Source organism: Pseudomonas sp. NFPP25, from assembly GCF_900116505.1.
Lineage (GTDB): Bacteria > Pseudomonadota > Gammaproteobacteria > Pseudomonadales > Pseudomonadaceae > Aquipseudomonas > Aquipseudomonas protegens.
The window spans coordinates 114,432-134,918 of record NZ_FPBG01000004.1 but is presented as its reverse complement, the minus strand read 5'-3'; the positions used below and the strand labels follow the sequence as shown (position 1 = coordinate 134,918).

At 59.2% G+C, this 20,487-nt stretch carries 19 protein-coding genes; 8 read left to right on the top strand and 11 right to left on the bottom strand.

What is annotated here, in order from left to right; all coding sequences use genetic code 11:
- Positions 1-7: 7 nt before the first annotated feature.
- From BM382_RS16865 to rpmH, 10 genes are all read right to left on the bottom strand, one after another.
- Positions 8-805, bottom strand: coding sequence for a ParA family protein (locus BM382_RS16865; protein ID WP_011064388.1), 798 nt, complete (start codon positions 803-805; stop codon positions 8-10).
- An 18-nt stretch (positions 806-823) separates the two neighbouring features.
- Positions 824-1,459 (bottom strand): 16S rRNA (guanine(527)-N(7))-methyltransferase RsmG, encoded by a 636-nt coding sequence (rsmG, locus tag BM382_RS16860; protein ID WP_170866336.1) that lies wholly within the window; start codon positions 1,457-1,459, stop codon positions 824-826.
- Between the two features lie 5 nt (positions 1,460-1,464).
- Entirely contained in the window at positions 1,465-3,357 is a 1,893-nt protein-coding gene (gene mnmG, locus BM382_RS16855; protein WP_019095990.1) for a tRNA uridine-5-carboxymethylaminomethyl(34) synthesis enzyme MnmG, read from the bottom strand.
- 546 nt (positions 3,358-3,903) lie between these two features.
- The gene (locus BM382_RS16850) at positions 3,904-4,725 is read right to left on the bottom strand and encodes a phytanoyl-CoA dioxygenase family protein (protein WP_072443371.1); all 822 of its coding nucleotides are present in this window, start codon (positions 4,723-4,725) and stop codon (positions 3,904-3,906) included.
- Between the two features lie 3 nt (positions 4,726-4,728).
- Entirely contained in the window at positions 4,729-6,141 is a 1,413-nt protein-coding gene (locus tag BM382_RS16845) for an amino acid permease (RefSeq protein ID WP_072443369.1), read from the bottom strand.
- A gap of 311 nt (positions 6,142-6,452) precedes the next feature.
- Positions 6,453-7,823 carry a tRNA uridine-5-carboxymethylaminomethyl(34) synthesis GTPase MnmE gene (gene mnmE, locus BM382_RS16840; protein WP_072443367.1) on the bottom strand — a complete coding sequence of 457 codons (1,371 nt, stop codon included), beginning with the start codon at positions 7,821-7,823 and terminating at the stop codon, positions 6,453-6,455.
- 79 nt (positions 7,824-7,902) lie between these two features.
- Positions 7,903-9,603, bottom strand: a complete 1,701-nt coding sequence (gene yidC / locus BM382_RS16835; RefSeq protein WP_011064394.1) for a membrane protein insertase YidC — start codon at positions 9,601-9,603, stop codon at positions 7,903-7,905.
- Positions 9,604-9,605: 2 nt separating this feature from the next.
- Entirely contained in the window at positions 9,606-9,851 is a 246-nt protein-coding gene (gene yidD / locus BM382_RS16830) for a membrane protein insertion efficiency factor YidD (protein WP_003213574.1), read from the bottom strand.
- Positions 9,844-10,245 carry a ribonuclease P protein component gene (gene rnpA / locus BM382_RS16825; RefSeq protein ID WP_026020269.1) on the bottom strand — a complete coding sequence of 134 codons (402 nt, stop codon included), beginning with the start codon at positions 10,243-10,245 and terminating at the stop codon, positions 9,844-9,846. The genes yidD and rnpA overlap by 8 nt, the downstream gene beginning before the upstream one ends.
- 16 nt (positions 10,246-10,261) lie before the next feature.
- Positions 10,262-10,396: a 50S ribosomal protein L34 gene (gene rpmH, locus BM382_RS16820; protein WP_003213577.1), complete on the bottom strand. Its 135-nt coding sequence runs from the start codon at positions 10,394-10,396 to the stop codon at positions 10,262-10,264.
- Between the two features lie 566 nt (positions 10,397-10,962).
- Here rpmH and dnaA point away from each other — a divergent pair.
- From dnaA to BM382_RS16785, 7 genes are all read left to right on the top strand, one after another.
- The gene (dnaA, locus tag BM382_RS16815; protein WP_072443365.1) at positions 10,963-12,504 is read left to right on the top strand and encodes a chromosomal replication initiator protein DnaA; all 1,542 of its coding nucleotides are present in this window, start codon (positions 10,963-10,965) and stop codon (positions 12,502-12,504) included.
- 38 nt (positions 12,505-12,542) lie between these two features.
- A complete protein-coding gene (dnaN, locus tag BM382_RS16810) occupies positions 12,543-13,646 on the top strand; it encodes a DNA polymerase III subunit beta (protein WP_011058392.1) in 1,104 nt (367 codons plus the stop codon).
- A 20-nt stretch (positions 13,647-13,666) separates the two neighbouring features.
- Positions 13,667-14,770, top strand: coding sequence for a DNA replication/repair protein RecF (gene recF, locus BM382_RS16805; protein WP_011058393.1), 1,104 nt, complete (start codon positions 13,667-13,669; stop codon positions 14,768-14,770).
- A 4-nt stretch (positions 14,771-14,774) separates the two neighbouring features.
- Positions 14,775-17,192 carry a DNA topoisomerase (ATP-hydrolyzing) subunit B gene (gene gyrB, locus BM382_RS16800; RefSeq protein WP_011058394.1) on the top strand — a complete coding sequence of 806 codons (2,418 nt, stop codon included), beginning with the start codon at positions 14,775-14,777 and terminating at the stop codon, positions 17,190-17,192.
- Between the two features lie 338 nt (positions 17,193-17,530).
- Positions 17,531-18,055 (top strand): DUF4265 domain-containing protein, encoded by a 525-nt coding sequence (locus tag BM382_RS16795; RefSeq protein WP_053154776.1) that lies wholly within the window; start codon positions 17,531-17,533, stop codon positions 18,053-18,055.
- Positions 18,056-18,206: 151 nt separating this feature from the next.
- Positions 18,207-18,692, top strand: coding sequence for a DUF4265 domain-containing protein (locus BM382_RS16790; RefSeq protein ID WP_011058396.1), 486 nt, complete (start codon positions 18,207-18,209; stop codon positions 18,690-18,692).
- Complete coding sequence (locus BM382_RS16785; RefSeq protein ID WP_169892327.1) at positions 18,689-19,009, top strand: immunity protein Imm33 domain-containing protein; 321 nt, start codon at positions 18,689-18,691, stop codon at positions 19,007-19,009. Before BM382_RS16790 ends, BM382_RS16785 begins: the two co-directional genes overlap by 4 nt.
- Before the next feature lie 27 nt (positions 19,010-19,036).
- On the opposite strand, the gene BM382_RS16780 is transcribed toward BM382_RS16785, so the two are convergent.
- Positions 19,037-19,765 (bottom strand): response regulator transcription factor, encoded by a 729-nt coding sequence (locus BM382_RS16780; protein ID WP_011058398.1) that lies wholly within the window; start codon positions 19,763-19,765, stop codon positions 19,037-19,039.
- A 228-nt stretch (positions 19,766-19,993) separates the two neighbouring features.
- On the opposite strand from BM382_RS16780, the gene BM382_RS16775 reads away from it, so the two are divergent.
- Positions 19,994-20,281 (top strand): hypothetical protein, encoded by a 288-nt coding sequence (locus BM382_RS16775; protein WP_019095588.1) that lies wholly within the window; start codon positions 19,994-19,996, stop codon positions 20,279-20,281.
- Positions 20,282-20,487 lie beyond the last annotated feature (206 nt).

The window sequence follows — 20,487 nt, the reverse complement described above, 5'->3', positions numbered from 1 at the left end:
GGATTCCTTAAGTTGGCTGGGCGGCTGCGACGCGCGATTGTTTACGTTGCCGGCGAACCATCTCGCCCGCCAGGGCCAGGTAGGCCAGCGCGCCACGGGATTGTTTGTCGTACGCCAACGCCGGCATACCGTAGCTCGGCGCTTCGGCCAAACGGATGTTGCGCGGAATCACGGTGTCATACAGCTGATCGCCGAAGTGTTCCTTGAGCTGCGCGGAAACATCGTTCATCAGGCTCAGGCGCGGGTCGAACATGGTGCGCAGCAAGCCTTCGATCTTCAGCTCCGGGTTGAGCAGTTCGGCGATGCGCTTGATGTTATCCACAAGGTCGCTCAAACCTTCCAATGCGTAGTACTCGCACTGCATGGGGATAATGACCCCATCGGCGGCGACCAGGGCGTTGAGGGTGAGCATCGACAGCGACGGCGGGCAGTCGATCAGGATGTAGTCGTAGTTTTCACGGATTGGCGCCAGGGCGCTGCGCAGACGGCTTTCCTTCATCTGCATTTCCAGCAGCACCACCTCCGCGGCCGTCAGGTCGCGGTTGGCCGGCAGCAACTGGTAACCGCCGTGCTCGGAGAAATGCATGGCCTGGGCCAGGTCGCACTCACCGATCAGCAGGTCATAGACCGAGTTTTCCAAACCGTGTTTATCCACACCGCTACCCATGGTGGCGTTGCCCTGTGGATCAAGATCGATCAACAGCACCCGGCGCTTGGTCGCTACCAGGGATGCTGCGAGGTTGATGCAGGTGGTGGTCTTGCCCACGCCACCTTTCTGGTTCGCTATCGCGAATACCTTAGCCATTCTTGCTTGTGTTCCCAATCATGCCGTGCGGCGCAGTATCAGCAGATGGCGTTGGCCTTGGCAACCGGGTACGGCCAAGGCGTGTTCGCTATCGAGGTGGAAGTCCGCCGGCAATGCTAACAGCTCATCCGAGGGATGGACGCCCTTCATTGCCAGCCAGCGTGTATCGCGGTCGCCCAGGTGGCGGGTCCAGCTGGTGAAGTTCTCCATGCTGCTGAACGCCCGGGAAATGATCCCGTTGAAAGGCTGCTCAGGGGTGAAGGCTTCGACCCGACTGTGGATAACTTGCAGGTTTTCGAGCTTGAGTTCGAGTTTGACCTGGGTCAGGAAGCGGGTTTTCTTGCCGTTGCTGTCCAGACAGGTGACTTGCGACTCGGGAAACAGGATCGCCAGCGGGATGCCGGGCATGCCGCCACCGCTGCCGACGTCCAGCCAGCGGCCGTTTTCGATGAACGACATTACGCTCAAGCTATCGAGCAGATGGCGGGACACCATTTCATCCGGGTCGCGCACCGCCGTCAGGTTGTAAGCCTTGTTCCACTTGATCAACAGGGCCAGGTAACCCAGCAGCAATTCGTGCTGGGTTGGGCTCAGATTGACACCGAGCTGGCGAGCGCCTGTGGATAACTCATCCGCGTGTTGTGGGGTGACCATAGAACTCAAGCGCTTTGCTCCAACTGACGGCCCGCGCCGCGTTTTTTCAAGTGAATCATCAACAGGGAAATCGCCGCCGGGGTCACGCCGGGAATCCGCGATGCCTGGCCCAGGGTTTCCGGACGGGTCGCGCCAAGCTTGCTCTGGATTTCCTTCGACAACCCGGAAATGCCGGTGTAATCGATATCCACAGGCAGCTTGGTGTCTTCGCTGGCCCGCAGACGAGCAATTTCGTCCTGCTGGCGATCGATATAGCCGGCGTACTTGGTCTTGATCTCGACCTGTTCCGCGACTTGTGGATCTTCAGCACCCTGCCCGGTCACTTCGACCAGACCAGCGTAGTCGATTTCCGGACGGCTCAGCAGGTTCAGCAGGTTGTATTCGTGGGTCAGCGGCGTGCCGAATTTTTGTGCAATGGCATCACCCTGCTCGGTACCCGGACGAACCCAGGTGGACTTCAAACGTTGTTCTTCCTGGGCAATACCTTCGCGTTTCTTGCAGAAAGCGGCCCAGCGCACGTCATCCACCAGCCCCAGTTCGCGACCTTTTTCGGTCAGACGCAGGTCGGCGTTGTCTTCACGCAGGATCAAGCGGTATTCCGCCCGGGACGTGAACATCCGGTACGGTTCCTGGGTGCCCAGGGTAATCAGGTCATCCACCAGTACCCCGATATAGGCCTCGTCGCGACGCGGGCACCAGCTGTCTTTGCCCTGAGCACGCAGTGCCGCGTTGGCCCCGGCCAGCAAACCTTGGGCACCGGCTTCTTCATAGCCGGTGGTGCCATTGATCTGGCCTGCGAAGAACAGGCCACCGATGACTTTGGTTTCCAGGCTGTACTTCAAGTCCCGCGGGTCGAAGTAGTCGTACTCGATGGCATAGCCCGGGCGCACGATATGGGCGTTTTCCATGCCGCGAATCGACTGCACGATCTGCAGTTGCACGTCGAATGGCAGGGAGGTGGATATCCCGTTCGGGTACAGCTCGTGGGTAGTCAGGCCTTCGGGCTCGATGAAGACCTGGTGGCTTTCCTTGTCGGCAAAGCGATGGATCTTGTCTTCGATCGACGGGCAGTAACGCGGGCCAATACCTTCGATCACCCCGGAGTACATCGGCGAACGGTCGAGGTTCGAAGCAATGATTTCGTGGGTGCGGGCGTTGGTGTGGGTAATCCAGCAACTGACTTGCGGTGGATGCTGCTCTTTCGACCCCAGGAACGACATCACGGGAATCGGGGTATCGCCAGGTTGCTCGGTCATTACCGAGAAATCCACAGAACGGCCATCAATACGCGGCGGTGTGCCGGTTTTCAGGCGGCCGACACGCAGAGGCAGTTCCCGAAGTCGCTGCGCCAGGGCAATCGAGGGCGGATCACCAGCACGACCGCCGGAGTAGTTCTGCATACCGATGTGGATAAGTCCGCCGAGGAAGGTACCGGTGGTCAACACCACGGATTCGGCGAAGAAACGCAGGCCCATCTGGGTCACAACACCACGGACCTGATCCTGTTCAACGATCAGGTCGTCAGCCGCCTGTTGAAATATCCACAGGTTGGGCTGGTTTTCCAGAATCTCGCGAACAGCTGCCTTATACAGAATGCGGTCGGCCTGGGCGCGGGTAGCGCGCACGGCTGGGCCTTTGCGGCTGTTCAACACGCGAAACTGGATGCCGCCCTTATCTGTAGCCATGGCCATCGCGCCGCCCAGGGCATCGATTTCCTTGACCAGGTGGCTCTTGCCAATGCCGCCGATCGCGGGATTGCAGCTCATGGCACCGAGGGTTTCCACGTTGTGCGTCAGCAACAGGGTTTTTGCCCCCATGCGTGCTGATGCAAGTGCTGCCTCGGTACCGGCATGACCGCCGCCGATGACGATCACTTCAAAACGGGAAGGGAAATCCACCACGCACCTCGTGCCTGCTTCAAGTAGGAGTAATTAGGAGTAGTTGTCGGGTTGGTTTTTGGACCAAGGCGGCAAGTATAGGGACTTCGACCTTTCTAAAGAACCCTTTGCACAAAATTTAACCAGCTGTGGATGACTGGCGGACAATAGAAATTAAAAGAGAGAGATTTATTAAAACCTTGTTTTTATGTTTATTCTTATACAGCCACCTATCTGTGGATAGATCGCTGTAACCCTTTATTTACAATGTGTACAGAGATTTTAAAGTCTGTGGTTAGGTGGCAATGAGGCCCTTGGATAACCGGTTTAAGCCTGTGGATGAATGGGATGGTTATCCACAGGGGTAGTTTTCCTTAGTTTTGGAGCCCGGTTATCAACTGAGCTGAAGGGCAGTTATTCACAGGGCTTAATCCACAGAAAAACCTGCTTTCCACTGATAGACGCCCACAGCTACCCCCCTTCGCCCAGGGCAAAGAACGAAAATGGAAGCTGGATAACGCGAAAAGACAGGCCGCGAGCGCGACCTGCCGGTGGATAAATGACCGTTCAGGCCAGGTCGCGAGGCCACAAACGTGGAAACAGCTCATGTTCCAGAGCGGCGCCGGCGGCCAACTGTTCGACCAGGCCGGGGAATTCCGGTGAGGTTCGCCATGGTCTCGGGGCATGGCGCATGTCTTCTCCGAGAAAACGCAGGGAAAATGCCCGCCGTCGTCTATTTCCGCCTACACCGCCGGCCCCATGCAGGGTCAGCATGTGGAAAAACACTGCGTCGCCGGGCTGCAGTTCCCAGCCCAGAATGTTCCATGCTGAACGATCGGCCTCGATGTCCGGAAGATCAGCCAGGCTGCCCTCGGGGAACCACCTGGCCTGGTTGTCGAGAAAGGTTCGCGGCATCAGCCAGGGCCCCAGGTGCGAGCCGGCAATGAACTCCAGGGTCGATTCCCGGGCCACCGGGTCCACCGGCATCCACATGCTGCAGTTCTGACGGCCTTCGACGTTGTAGTACGGCTGGTCCTGGTGCCAGGGCGTGCGTTGCCGGGTATTGGGTTCCTTGACCAGCAGGTGGTCGTGATACAGGCGAGCCTGATCGCTGCCCATCAGTTGCGCAGCCACATGGCCAACCCTGCTCTGGAAGATGAACTGCCGATAGGCCGGGTTCTCTTGCCAGTTGCAGAAGTCCTCGAAGAACCAGCCAGGGTCGTCCGGACGGCTGGCGACCTTGGCCCGTTCGCTGGGAAACGCCAGGTTGTGCTCGATCCCCTGCTCCAGCAGGCCGACTTCATCGCTGCTGAACAGTTGGCGAATGCACACAGCGCCATCGCGCTGAAAGGCTTCAATGGTTGTAGGCGGCAACTCGAACGATCCCATGGGTTATCCCTTTTCCTGAGTTCCGATACCGGGCTCGGCGGCGGCCGAGCCGGTGGTATCCGGCTTGATCCATATCCAATAGGCCAGCGACAGCAGCGCCAACCAGCCCAGCCCCACATACAGAGCCAGGCGCGTATCGGCAAATGCGCCCAGCACACCGAAGATGAACAACATGAAAACCACGGCACAGGCCTGACCCGCAGTGCCCAGGGGCACCGGGAACTTCAGTTCGTGGATTTCCCTGGTACTCATGCCACGACGCATGGCCATTTGTGACAGCAGGATCATCAGCCAGACCCAGACCACGGAAAAGGTCACCAGTGAGGCAAAGATCAGGAACAGTTCCTGCGGGATCCAGTAGTTGAGCAGCACCCCCAGCAGCAATGCCACCGACATGACCAACACCGTCATCCAGGGCACGCCGAAGCGGGAGGTCCTGGCGAACACTGCCGGCGCCTGCCCGATCGCCGCCATGCCATACATCATTCGCCCGGCACTGAAGATATCGCTGTTGATGGCCGAGACCACGGCGGAAATCACTACGATATTCAGCACCGTGGCCGCCGAACTGATCCCCAGGCTGCTGAAGATCTGCACGAACGGGCTGCCATGGCTACCGATGCTCGACCAGGGAGCCAGGGTCAACAGAATCAGCAAGGTCAGTACGTAGAAGATCAGGATCCGCAGCGGTACCGAGTTGATGGCCTTGGGGATCATGCGCTGCGGGTCCTTGGCCTCGCCGGCGGTGATGCCGATGACTTCGATTCCACCAAAGGCGAACATGACGATGGTGAAGGAGGCGATCATGCCCTCCACGCCATTAGGGAAAAAGCCGCCGTATTCCCAGAGATTGGCCAGTCCTCCCCGGCTTTGTTCCTCCCCAAGTTGGATGCCGAAGAACAACAGGGTAAAGCCGCCGACGATCATGGCCACAATGGCGCCAACCTTGAGCAGCGACAACCAGAACTCCAGCTCGCCGAACACCTTTACGCTGCACAGGTTCAAGGCGCCAATGCCCAGGACAATGCTCAGCACCCAGATCCAGCGGGGAGTATCGGGAAACCACAGGCCCATGTAGACGCCGAATGCGGTGACGTCAGCCAGGCACACCATGAGCATGGAAAAGGCGTAGCTCCAGCCGGTGAGAAAACCCGCAAAACGTCCCAGATAACTGCTGGCGTAATGTCCGAAAGAGCCTGAAACAGGAGTCCTGACTGCCATCTCTCCCAGGGCGCGCATGGTCAGGTAGATGGCTGCGCCGCCAATCAGATAGGCCAGCAGGACCGAAGGCCCCGCCCGTTGAATGGCGGCCGCCGAACCGTAGAACAAGCCTGTGCCAATGGCAGAGCCCAGGGCGATGAAGCGGATGTGCCGGGTGCTCAGGCCACGCTGTAGAACAGTGCCCGCGTCAGCCATTTCAGCTCCTTGAATGCAGGTTCATGAAGACCAGCCGGCTTCCAACCGTCGGCCCAGGCGACGCATGCCGGGGAATTTCCCGAGATGTATAAACCTGTACAAGAAATGGATGCAAATAGGGAACCAAGTCGGCGCTTATGCGAACTTCTGCGATATGACGGCTATTGGCGGATTAACCGGGGGATAAAGCAGTTATTTTCAGGCGGGCGCTGTTACTCAATGTCGCAGCGGGCTTGGATGGGGGATATAGGTAACGCCCGCAGACGGTATCCCGGAGGGAGTTGTCCACAGGCGCTTGCTCGGAAGGATGATTACTTGCCGATGCAGAAGCTGGAGAAGATCCGCCCCAGCAGGTCATCGGAACTGAAGGCCCCGGTGATTTCCCCCAGCGATTGTTGGGCCTGGCGCAAGTCCTCGGCCAGCAGTTCGCCGGCACCTGCCAGGGTCAACTGTGCCCGGCCATGTTCCAGGGCGGCACTGGCGTAGTGCAATGCCTCCAAGTGCCGGCGGCGCGCACTGAAGCTGCTTTCGGACGTCTGTTCATAGCCCATGCAGGCTTTCAGGTGGTCACGCAGCAGTTCCAGCCCGCTACCCGCGGCCATGGCACTGAGGCTGATGGTGACATGGCCATCGTCACAGGTTTCCAGGGCAATGGGTTCACCGGTCAGATCGGCCTTGTTGCGAATCAGCGTGACCTTGGCCGGGTCTGGTCGCTGTTCGAGAAACTCCGGCCACAGGGCGAAGGGGTCCGCTGCTTCCGCCGCGGTGGCGTCCACCACCAGCAACACCCGGTCGGCCTCGCTGATGGCCTTGAGGGCCCGTTCGACACCGATCTTTTCCACCTGGTCCTCGGTGTCCCGCAGCCCTGCGGTGTCCACCACGTGCAACGGCATGCCGTCGATGTGGATATGTTCGCGCAGGATGTCCCGAGTGGTGCCGGCGATATCGGTGACAATGGCAGCCTCGCGCCCGGCCAGGGCGTTGAGCAGGCTGGATTTGCCGGCATTTGGGCGCCCGGCGATCACCACGGTCATGCCATCGCGCAGCAAGGCGCCCTGCCCAGCTTCACGCAGTACTGTGGATAACTCGTCACGCACCGCATCGAGCATGCTCAACACATGGCCATCGGCAAGGAAGTCGATTTCTTCCTCGGGAAAATCGATCGCCGCTTCGACATAGATCCGCAGGGCGATCAGTTGCTCGGTCAAGTTATACACACGCTGGGAGAACGCCCCTTGCAACGAACGCAGGGCATTGCGCGCAGCCTGTGCCGAACTGGCCTCGATCAGGTCGGCAATGGCTTCGGCCTGGGCCAGGTCCAGTTTGTCGTTGAGGAACGCACGCTCGCTGAATTCCCCCGGCCGAGCCAGGCGGCAGCCCAGTTCCAGGCAGCGCTGCAGCAGCATGTCGAGAACAATCGGGCCGCCGTGGCCCTGCAGTTCCAGCACGTCTTCGCCGGTGAAGGAGTTCGGCCCGGGGAAATACAGGGCAATGCCCTCATCCAGGACTTCTTCTTGCTCACTGAGAAACGGCCCGTAATGGGCAAACCGCGGCTTCAGCTCACGGCCGCTGATGGCTTTGGCTGCCGCGCCCGCCAGGGGCCCGGAAATCCGTACGATACCCACGCCGCCGCGGCCCTGGGCGGTAGCAATGGCAGCGATGGTTTCACGAGGGACATTCATAACCCGACATCCAGACAAAAGTGACAGATAGCAAAACGCCCCACTAGGGGGCGTCTTGTGTGGTTATCCACAGCGTAGGTCAGGCAGCTGCTTTCTTGGTAGCCGCTTCGATCTTACGAGTGATGTACCACTGTTGAGCGATCGACAGGCAGTTGTTCACTACCCAGTACAGCACCAGACCCGCCGGGAACCACAGGAAGAAGAAGGTGAAGATGATCGGCATCATTTTCATCACCTTGGCCTGCATCGGATCCGGAGGCGTCGGGTTCAGCTGCTGCTGGATGAACATGGTGGCGCCCATGATGATCGGCAGGATGAAGAACGGATCCTTGATCGACAGGTCGGTAATCCACAGCATGAACGGTGCCTGGCGCATTTCCACGCTTTCCAGGAGTACCCAATACAGGGACAGGAAGACCGGCATCTGCACCAGGATCGGCAAGCAGCCGCCCAGCGGATTGATCTTCTCTTTCTTGTACAGCTCCATCATCGCCTGGGACATTTTCTGACGATCGTCGCCGAATTTTTCCTTCAGCGCGGCCAGTTTCGGAGCCACTGCACGCATGCGTGCCATGGACTTGTAGCTGGCAGCCGACAGTGGGAAGAAGATCCCCTTGATCAGCATGGTCAGGAAGATGATCGACCAGCCCCAGTTACCCACCAGGCTGTGGATATGTTGCAGCAGCCAGAAGATCGGCTGGGCAATGAACCACAGGAAGCCGTAGTCCACGGTCAGTTCCAGGCCTGGGGACAACTCTTTCAGCACGGCCTGGCTTTTCGGGCCGGCGTACAGAATGGCGCTGGTTTCAGCCTTGGCACCCGGAGCAACGGTCATCGAAGGGCCGGTGTAGCCGATGATGTAGTTGCCTTTGCTGTCTTTACGCGCCAGAACCTGGTTGTTCTCGCCTTTTGGTGGAATCCAGGCGGTCACGAAGTAGTGCTGCAGCCAGGCAACCCAACCACCCTGAACATTTTCAGTGATGGGTGCCTTGGATTTGTCCTCGTTCACCTTGTCCATGTCTTTCATGGACACTTTTTTGTACGGCTCGGAACTTGTCCACAGGGCGGCGCCCAGGTAAGTCGCGGTGCCGGTGGCGGTGCTGGAGGATGGATCGGAACTGGCGTCGCGCTTGAGCTGGGCGAACATCGCACCGGTCCAGGGCTGCGCGCTTTCGTTGTCGATCAGGTAGGAAACGGTGATGTCATACAGGCCACGCTTCAGGGTGAAGCGCTTGATGTAGTTGACGCCGTCCTTGCTGAACTTCAGGTCGACCACCAATTGGTCCTGACCGTCAGCCAGTTGATAACTTTTCTTCTCGGCCGAGTAGATCGGGCGACCGGCCGGGCTTGCGTCCGGGCCGTTGCTGCCAATCAGGCCACTTTGTGCCAGATAAGTCCGCTCGTTGCCGTTATCGAACAGCTGGAACGGGATTTCCGGGTGGTCCTGACGACGTGGATACAGTGGCAAACGCAGTTGCGCGATATCCCCACCTTGTGGATCGACAGCCAGGTCGAGCACATCCGTTTTGATCTGAATGAGATCTTTGCTTGCCGCTACAGGCGCTTCAGCGGGTGCGGTGGTGTCGCTTGCCGCGCGCGGAATGTCGTCGTTGGCAGCGGAAGTGCCTGTTGGCGCATCCGGCAAGCCCGGGGCGGTCGTGCTGGAAGCAACATTCTGAGTCGGCAGGGCAGCTTGGCCATAATCCTGGTTCCATTTAAGAACCATGACATAGGACACGATTGCCAGGGCGACGATCAGGATCGTGCGTTTGATATCCATGATTACTCGGCCATCGAAGAAGAACGGGAGGTAGGGATAGGTGGAACCGGGTCATAACCACCGGGATTCCACGGATGACAGCGACCTAAACGACGAAAGGTCAGCCAGCCACCGCGCAGAAGGCCATGATTTTCGATGGCTTCCAACGCGTAGCAGGAACAACTGGGGTAGAAACGACAGTGATTGGCCATCAGAGGACTAATGGCATAGCGGTAAAACTGGATCGGAACGAGTGCCAGTTTACGCATCGGGACTGTCTACCCCTACAGTTTCGGAGTTGGCTGCTGGTACCGGCTTGTTGCGTGCCAGGCGTTTCCAGAGTTTGCCGAAATGCTGAATCAATTCGGGGTTTTCTACATCGCCCAAACCTTTGCGCGCGACGATAACGATATCCCATCCGACCAGTGAGTCCTGGTGGAGACGAAACGATTCGCGCATCAGACGCTTGAGGCGATTGCGCTCAACGGAGAGTTTTACGCTCTTTTTCCCGATCACGAGCCCCAGACGGGGATGATCAAGATCGTTGTTGCGCGCAAGGAGCAGGAGATTTTTCCCCGGAACCTTGCCGGTAGGGGAGTCAAAGACCGCCTTGAAGTGCCGGGGAGTAAGCAGACGCTTTTCCCGACTGAAGTCCTGACTCACCTCCAGTGCCGGATTATCAAACTGCCAGACGCGCACGACCTTTGGCGCGACGACGCGACAGGACGGCACGACCGTTCTTGGTAGCCATGCGAGCACGGAAACCGTGGGTACGAGCGCGTTTGATAGTGCTTGGTTGGAAAGTACGTTTCATGTCGTGTTACCTGGTTCGTCCACAACGGGCCGGAATGGCCCCCGTTTTAAGAGATCGGCGATTCTAGAGAAAGCAAGCCTCTAGGTCAATTTCCAACCAGCTTTTCCTTTATCTATGTATGTCCGGGTACGGGGTTGTGAGCCAGGGTCGGCTAGATATAAAAATAAAGAAGGAAAGTATTTAAAGCTTTTCTGTAAAGCTTATAAAGACTAGGAACGGCCTCATCTGTGGATAACTGACTCAAGCCCTTCTAGTCCGTACTGTACAGAGAATGACAACACGGTTGAGAAACGGTGTCCTGCCTGTGCTGCGCCATCGGAAAACCTGTGTGTGGAACCGTCTGTTATCCACAGGCGAGTTACCCACAGAGTTTCGCCCCGAGTTGTGCAATGGCCTCAAGTGGGGTTATCCACAGAGCTTATGCACATACCGCTGGTCGTGTTTATTCGGGGTAAGGCGTTGATTCTTAGTGTCCTGAGGACACGCTACATGTGGATAAGTGGGCGGCTGATCGCTACAATGGCCGCTTGTTTTTGCCTCACCGGCTTTCAACTTAGGGGATATCCGTGTCAGTGGAACTTTGGCAGCAGTGCGTGGAGCTTCTGCGTGATGAGCTGCCTGCCCAGCAATTCAACACTTGGATCCGTCCGCTACAGGTCGAAGCCGAAGGCGACGAGTTGCGTGTATACGCACCGAATCGTTTTGTTCTCGATTGGGTCAATGAAAAGTACCTGGGGCGTGTGCTCGAGCTGCTGGATGAACACGGCAACGGCATGGCACCGGTTCTTTCCTTATTAATAGGCAGCAAACGCAGTTCGGCGCCTCGCGCCGCACCTAACGCGCCACTGGCCGCTGCCGCTTCGCAAGCCCTGCAAGCCGCAGCAGCCAATGCTGCCCCGGCTGCTGCTCCCGCGCCCGCTCCGGCACCCTCTTCTGCCCCGGCCAAGAAAGCCGCCGCGCAGAAGGCTGCCGAAGTCAGCGAAGAACCCTCTCGTGACAGCTTCGACCCGATGGCGGGCGCCAGCTCGCAGCAGGCACCGGTACGCGCCGAACAGCGTACCGTCCAGGTAGAGGGCGCGCTCAAGCACACCAGCTACCTGAACCGCACTTTCACCTTTGAGAATTTCGTCGAGGGTAAATCCAACCAGCTGGCCCGCGCGGCGGCCTGGCAGGTGGCGGACAACCCCAAGCATGGCTACAACCCGCTGTTCCTTTATGGCGGCGTCGGCCTGGGTAAGACCCACTTGATGCACGCTGTGGGTAACCACCTATTAAAGAAGAACCCGAATGCCAAGGTCGTGTACCTGCATTCCGAGCGCTTCGTGGCGGACATGGTCAAGGCGTTGCAGCTCAACGCCATCAACGAATTCAAGCGTTTCTACCGTTCGGTCGATGCGCTGCTGATCGATGACATTCAATTCTTCGCCCGCAAGGAACGTTCCCAGGAAGAGTTCTTCCACACCTTCAACGCCCTCCTCGAAGGCGGCCAGCAGGTGATTCTCACCAGCGACCGCTACCCGAAGGAGATCGAAGGCCTGGAAGAGCGCCTCAAGTCGCGCTTCGGCTGGGGCCTGACGGTGGCCGTCGAACCGCCTGAGCTGGAAACCCGGGTGGCGATCCTGATGAAGAAGGCCGACCAGGCCAAGGTCGAGCTGCCTCATGATGCAGCGTTCTTCATTGCCCAGCGCATTCGCTCCAACGTCCGTGAACTGGAAGGTGCCCTGAAACGGGTCATCGCCCATTCGCACTTCATGGGCCGCGATATCACCATCGAGCTGATTCGCGAATCCTTGAAGGACTTGCTGGCGCTGCAGGACAAGCTGGTGTCTGTGGATAACATCCAGCGCACCGTCGCCGAGTACTACAAGATCAAGATTTCCGATCTGCTGTCCAAGCGGCGTTCCCGTTCGGTGGCCCGCCCGCGTCAGGTGGCCATGGCCCTGTCCAAGGAACTGACCAACCACAGCCTGCCGGAAATCGGCGATGTGTTCGGCGGTCGCGACCACACCACGGTTCTGCACGCCTGCCGCAAGATCAATGAACTTAAGGAATCCGACGCGGACATCCGCGAGGACTACAAGAACCTGCTGCGTACTCTGACCACTTGATGACTCCAACGCAGCTTATTAAGGCAAGGGACTAGACCATGCATTTCACCATTCAACGCGAAGCCCTGTTGAAACCCCTGCAACTGGTCGCCGGCGTCGTCGAACGCCGCCAGACCTTGCCGGTGCTTTCCAACGTGCTGCTGGTTGTCGAAGGCCAGCAACTGTCGCTGACCGGTACCGACCTGGAAGTCGAGCTGGTCGGTCGTGTGCAACTTGAAGAGCCAGCCGAGCCGGGGGAAATCACCGTTCCCGCGCGCAAGCTGATGGACATCTGCAAGAGCCTGCCCAACGATGCCCTGATCGACATCAAGGTCGACGAGCAGAAGCTGGTGGTGAAGGCCGGGCGTAGCCGCTTCACCCTGTCGACCCTGCCGGCCAACGACTTCCCGACTGTGGAAGAAGGCCCGGGCTCGTTGACCTGCCAGCTGGAGCAGAGCCGACTGCGTCGCCTGATCGAACGCACCAGCTTCGCCATGGCCCAGCAGGATGTGCGCTACTACCTCAATGGCATGCTGCTGGAAGTGTCCGCCGGGATCATCCGCGCCGTGGCCACCGACGGTCACCGTCTGGCCATGTGCTCGATGCAGGCGGACATCGGCCAGCCGGATCGCCACCAGGTGATCGTGCCGCGCAAAGGCATCCTGGAACTGGCGCGCCTGCTCACCGAGCCCGATGGCAACGTCAGCATTGTCCTGGGCCAGCACCACATTCGTGCCACCACCGGCGAATTCACCTTCACCTCCAAGCTGGTGGACGGCAAGTTCCCGGACTACGAGCGCGTGCTGCCCAAAGGTGGTGACAAGCTGGTACTGGGGGATCGCCAGGCGCTGCGCGAAGCCTTCAGCCGTACCGCGATCCTGTCCAACGAGAAGTACCGCGGCATCCGTCTGCAACTGGCCAATGGTCAGCTGAAGATCCAGGCCAACAACCCGGAGCAGGAAGAAGCGGAAGAAGAAGTGGGCGTGGAATACAACGGCGGTTCCCTGGAAATCGGCTTCAACGTCAGCTACCTGCTGGACGTTCTGGGCGTGATGACCACCGAACAGGTTCGCCTGATCCTGTCCGATTCCAACAGCAGTGCGCTGGTGCAGGAATCCGACAACGACGACTCGGCTTACGTTGTCATGCCGATGCGCCTGTAATCATGCTCAGCAGAAGCTAGATGTCCCTCAGTCGCGTCTCGGTCACCGCGGTGCGCAATCTGCACCCGGTGACCTTCTCCCCCTCCCCCCGCATCAACCTTCTCTACGGCGCCAACGGCAGTGGCAAGACCAGTGTGCTGGAAGCCATCCACCTGCTGGGGCTTGCCCGCTCGTTCCGCAGTGCCCGCCTGTTGCCGGTGATCCAGTACGAGCAGCTGGCTTGCACGGTGTTCGGCCAGGTGGAGTTGGCCCAGGGCGGCCATAGCAGCCTGGGGATATCCCGTGATCGCCAGGGGGAATTCCAGATCCGCATCGACGGTCAGAATGCCCGCAGCGCGGCGCAGTTGGCCGAGATCCTGCCGCTGCAGTTGATCAACCCGGACAGCTTCCGCCTGCTGGAGGGCGCACCGAAGATCCGTCGGCAGTTCCTGGATTGGGGAGTGTTCCATGTGGAACCACGCTTCATGTCCACCTGGCAGCGCTTGCAGAAGGCCCTGCGGCAGCGGAACTCATGGCTGCGGCATGGTACACTTGACGCCGCTTCGCAAGCGGCCTGGGACCGGGAACTGTGTCAGGCCAGCGCTGAAATCGATGAATACCGCCGCGCTTATATCAAAGCCTTGAAACCAGTCTTTGAGCGGACCTTGGGCGAACTGTTGCAGCTCGAGGGCCTGACGCTTAGCTATTACCGTGGTTGGGACAAGGACCGGGAGCTCAGTGAAGTGCTCGCGACCGCCCTCCACCGTGACCAGCAAATGGGTCATACCCAGGCCGGCCCACAACGTGCTGATTTGCGTCTGCGCTTAGGCGGACACAACGCCGCGGACATCTTGTCCCGTGGCCAGCAGAAGTTGGTGGTCTGTGCCTTGCGCATTGCCCAGGGGCACCTGGTGAGCCAGGCTCGCCGCGGTCAGTGTATTTATCTGGTGGATGACTTGCCGTCCGAGCTGGACGAGCAGCATCGCCGCGCACTTTGTCGCTTGTTGGAAGACTTACGCTGCCAGGTGTTTATCACCTGTGTAGACCACGAATTATTGAGGGAAGGCTGGCAGACGGAAACGCCAGTCGCTTTGTTCCACGTGGAACAAGGCCGTATCACCCAGACCCACGACCATCGGGAGTGAAGGCATGAGCGAAGAAAATACGTACGACTCGACCAGCATCAAGGTGCTGAAAGGTTTGGATGCCGTACGCAAACGTCCCGGTATGTACATTGGCGACACCGATGACGGCAGCGGTCTGCACCACATGGTGTTCGAGGTGGTCGATAACTCCATCGACGAAGCGCTGGCCGGCCATTGCGACGACATCAGCATCATCATCCACCCGGATGAATCCATCACCGTGCGCGACAACGGTCGTGGCATCCCGGTAGATGTGCATAAAGAAGAAGGCGTTTCGGCGGCCGAGGTCATCATGACCGTGCTCCACGCCGGCGGTAAGTTCGATGACAACTCCTACAAGGTCTCCGGCGGTCTGCACGGCGTAGGTGTGTCGGTAGTGAACGCCCTGTCCGAGGAGCTGATCCTCACCGTGCGCCGTAGCGGCAAGATCTGGGAACAGACCTATGTCCACGGTGTTCCGCAAGAGCGGATGAAGATCGTGGGTGACAGCGAAACCACCGGTACCCAGATCCACTTCAAGCCTTCGGCTGAAACCTTCAAGAACATCCACTTCAGCTGGGACGTCCTGGCCAAGCGGATCCGTGAACTGTCCTTCCTTAACTCCGGTGTCGGCATCGTCCTCAAGGACGAACGCAGCGGCAAGGAAGAGCTGTTCAAGTACGAAGGCGGCCTGCGGGCATTCGTTGAATACCTGAACACCAACAAGACTGCGGTCAACCAGGTGTTCCACTTCAACATCCAGCGTGAAGACGGCATCGGCGTGGAAATCGCCTTGCAGTGGAACGACAGCTTCAACGAGAACCTGTTGTGCTTCACCAACAACATTCCTCAGCGCGACGGCGGTACCCACCTGGTGGGCTTCCGTTCGGCCCTGACCCGTAACCTGAACAACTACATAGAGCAGGAAGGCCTGGCCAAGAAACACAAGGTCGCCACCACTGGTGACGACGCTCGTGAAGGCCTGACCGCGATCATCTCGGTGAAGGTGCCGGATCCGAAGTTCAGCTCCCAGACCAAGGACAAGCTGGTTTCTTCCGAAGTGAAGACCGCGGTCGAACAGGAGATGGGCAAGTACTTCTCCGACTTCCTGCTGGAAAACCCCAACGAAGCCAAGTTGGTGGTGGGCAAGATGATCGACGCTGCCCGCGCTCGTGAAGCGGCGCGTAAAGCCCGTGAAATGACCCGTCGCAAAGGCGCGCTGGATATCGCCGGCCTGCCGGGCAAACTGGCGGACTGCCAGGAAAAGGATCCGGCCCTGTCCGAACTCTACCTGGTGGAAGGTGACTCTGCTGGCGGTTCCGCCAAGCAGGGCCGCAACCGCAAGACCCAGGCGATCCTGCCGCTCAAGGGCAAGATCCTCAACGTCGAGAAGGCACGCTTCGACAAGATGATCTCCTCGCAAGAGGTGGGCACCCTGATCACCGCGCTGGGCTGCGGCATCGGCCGTGAAGAGTACAACATCGACAAGCTGCGTTATCACAACATCATCATCATGACCGATGCTGACGTTGACGGTTCGCACATCCGTACCCTGCTGCTGACCTTCTTCTTCCGTCAGTTGCCGGAGCTGATCGAGCGCGGCTACATCTACATCGCCCAGCCGCCGCTGTACAAGGTCAAGAAAGGCAAGCAAGAGCAATACATCAAAGACGACGACGCCATGGAAGACTACATGACCCAGTCGGCTCTGGAAGATGCCAGCCTGCACTTGAACGAAGAAGCCCCGGGGATCTCCGGCGAGGCGCTGGAGCGCCTGGTCAACGACTTCCGCATGGTGATGAAGACCCTCAAGCGCCTGTCGCGCCTGTACCCGCAGGAGCTGACCGAGCACTTCATCTACCTGCCGGCCGTGACCATGGAGCAACTGTCCGACCACGCCGCCATGCAGGATTGGCTGGCCAAGTACGACGCCCGCCTGCGCACTTCCGAGAAGTCCGGCCTGGTCTACAAGGCCAGCCTGCGCGAAGACCGTGAACGCAATGTGTGGCTGCCAGAGGTCGAGCTGATCTCCCACGGCCTGTCCAACTACGTCACCTTCAACCGCGACTTCTTCGGCAGCAACGACTACAAGACCGTCGTCTCCCTCGGCGCTCAACTGAGCACCCTGCTGGACGAAGGCGCGTATGTTCAGCGCGGCGAACGCAAGAAAGCCGTCACCGAGTTCAAGGAGGCCCTGGACTGGCTGATGGCGGAAAGCACCAAGCGCCACACCATCCAGCGATACAAAGGTCTGGGCGAGATGAACCCTGACCAGCTGTGGGAAACCACCATGGACCCAAGCATGCGCCGCATGCTCAAGGTGACCATCGAAGACGCCATCGGCGCCGACCAGATCTTCAACACCCTGATGGGTGATGCGGTCGAGCCTCGTCGCGACTTCATCGAAAGCAACGCCCTGGCGGTGTCCAACCTGGACTTCTGATCCGGGGGCACAGCTGGAAATAAAAAGGCCGACGCTTAGCGTTGGCCTTTTTATTGGATGGAGTAAATAAGGACGTTGATCTTGGCAGGTACAAACAGCCACCTATTCGATGAAGTACCCTACCCCATCGCCTGGCGTTTCAATGCCGTGGACTGTGGCCTGAGTGCTGACGACAAACAGCAAGTCGTACTGTTTGATCAGGTAGCGTCAAAGGCGCTATGGGACTGGTTCATTCCAGTGCCCAGCCTTATCACAGCGCAGAGGTCATATTTTCCTTCGAGGAAAACTTCTTTTACGTGCAGTTCATGAGGCCCATGGCGGCGCCTCGGTGAGATGGAATGGATACCTCGACAGCACAGTTTCACAAGATCATTTTCAAGCTCACCGTCGACGCCGACGGTTATCCACCGGTGGAGTATGAGTCGATGTGGGGCATTCAACGGGGGGCAGATGTCTACCAGTTGGATAACACGCCCTACTATCTCTATGGCGTGAGCAAGGGGGACTGGGTGCTGACTCGCGCTGAGGCCCATGAGCGGATCGCTACCGGCGTGGTGCGGCAATCCGGGCACTCGACGCTGCGGGTTTTTGCCGAGCGCGAGTCAGAGCGCTCGGGGATTGTGCAGCACCTGCGCAGCCTCGGCGCCAGGTGTACGGTTACCCGGGGCCTGTCGCTGTTCTCTGTGGATATCGCGCCCGAGGTCAGTTTTTGCGCAATCGACCAATACCTGGCCTCCATCACCGACGACCAACATGTCGCCTATGAAGATGCCTGTTTACAGCACGGGGCCATTGAGCCTGCGCGCCTGAGCGAGTGCTCTTCACTGGCCTCACTTGAGTGCGTCACCTGGAGGGATCACTAGGTGCTGTGCTGGCACCTGAGCTGCGAGACGATCCGGCCATAGAACAGGCGCGTTCGAGATGTGTTTATCGAACAGTTGACCCCGCTACGCGGCTGGGCCGGTTCGGCTCATTTCACCCTTTGTAGAAACAGCAATCGCACGGAAATGGGTTATGGATGATGAAAACCAGGAAATATCGATTCGGGTTGTTGCGGGGCAGAACAGCCGTGGCCCGGTCTATGAGCCGCTGCATGTCCGGCGCATTGATGAGGACAGTTACGAGATTCTCTATTCTCCAGGGCTGGCGCTGAACCTGGCCAAGGGCGACATCATTTCGATCAAGGATCCGCAGGCCCCCGCCGTGGTGCTCAAGCGTGGCGGCAACTTCTGCATCCATATCTATTCGGATCACATCCCTGAAGAACACATCATGGCCCTGGCGGCGGATGTGGCGAGCGAATTGGGTGGCATGCTCGACGGGCGCTACAAGGGCAATCTGACATTGTCGGTGCCGGCGCGAAGCGGCATGGACAACATCGCCCTGTTCTTCAACCGCTTTCGCGAGACCACGGGCAGCGAGTGGTACTACGCCAACATCTATAAAAACCTCGATGACACCGATGACGAGACCCTGCTCGATTGGTGGCTGGCCCTATGAACGAAAGACAGCAGCTTATCTGTGAACGCTACGACCTTGCTCCCCAGGCCCCGGAGCCGATGATTGCTCTGGCCATAGGCTCCCTTGCGCAATCGCCCATCTATGGCACCCGGGTCGAGTTGCCGGAAAACGGCACGGTCAGTTGGTTTATCCACTGCGGCGAACATTCCACTGCGGTGGATTTCTACCAGCCTCTGTGTGCCGAGCATCTGCTCGAGCTGTTGCCGGAGGTGATCGATTACCTGTACCTGCCGAGCGGGACGCGTTTCATCATCGACCGCGCCGGCTATGAAGATGTCTGGCGGGACCCGGAATGATATCAAGCCGCTTTTGAAGGCAAGCAGTCAGCTGCCCTGTTCTTCAGGCGACGCGACACTTTCCAGGCGGTAGCCATAGCCGTAGATCGTCAACAGCTGCCAGCCGCGATCCGCGGTCAGCCCGAGTTTGTTGCGCAAGCGGTAGATGTGGGTATCCAGGGGCCGTGAGGAAACGATTTCCTCATGGGTCCAGAACCGTTCGTACAGGTACTCCCGGGACAGCGGCCGGCCCAGGTTGGCGAACAGGCAGCGGGCCAGGCGGTACTCGCGCTCGGTAAGGCTGATGGGAGCGCCGGCGCGGGTGACGGTCAGTTCCGCATCATCGAAGCTCAGGTCGTTGAAACTCTGCACTTCTTCGCTGTGGTTGCGCTGCAAGCCATGGCGGCGCAGTACCGCGTTGACCCGGGCCTTGAGTTCGTTGGGGCGAAACGGCTTGCTCAGGTAGTCGTCGGCACCGGTGTTCAGGGCCTGGACGATATCGCTCTCGGCATCGCGGCTGGTGAGCATGATGGCCGCGGGCGGCGAATCCATGTGTTCCCGGGTCCAGCGCAACAGGGACAGGCCGCTGAGGTCCGGCACTTGCCAGTCGAGGATCAGCAGGTCGAAGGTTTCCCGGCGCAACTGGCGCAGCAGGTCTTCTCCGCGCTCGAAGCTGTGCAAGGTCCAGGGCTGTTCGCCGGGGCCGGGAATCTCTCGCAGTGTCTGTTCCACCCGCGCCAGTTCCGCAGGTTCGTCATCCAGTATCGCGACACGCATGCGAGGCAGTTCCTTATGGTTCCAAGAGCGCCCGGGGCCGTGGCTGCCGGGCTCGGACTGAGGGGAAGTTTAGGCACCTGGCCTGAATCTGAACAATTGTGGCGAATTGCTCTTGAGCCCCGGGTCCCTCGGTACGCTGATATCAAATAGCCGGTAAGGCGCCCGGAGCACGGGCCGTCGGGCTATTGAGCAGCACGATACCGGCTCGTACAAACAAGGAAAAGAACCATGGGGAACCTGCTCAGGAAAGGCCAGGTCGCGCTTGTCAGAATATTCAGCGGCGATGATCCGGTGCGTCTTCTCAGTTTGATGCTGGCGGCTTATCTGGGAATCAGTGCCTGTACCGTGCCAGCGTCCACAGCGGGCTGCTGTCAGCCCTCCGGCATCGGGCAATACCCGGCGTTTGCCCTGCCCGCCGGCAGTGACTCCAACCTGACCCTGGACGCCGAGCCCGTGATCGGTCGGACAGCGCTACCCACGAACCTGCAGCCACCGGCCCCGCGCTGGGTGTTCTAGAGGCCGCGGCAATGATTCTGAACAAATATTGCAAATCCGTCGCAGCTTTGCGGCCAGCGTTACATTGCTTCCCGCTGAGTGGCACACGGGGGCACCTGGAAGTGCTCCGACACAGGGAGTGTCAACCGCCAGGCTGGCGGGACAACGCGCGCTCGCGTGCGTCGTTGAAGGGGAATACAGGGAGTGCCTCCTCAGGACTTTGGGCC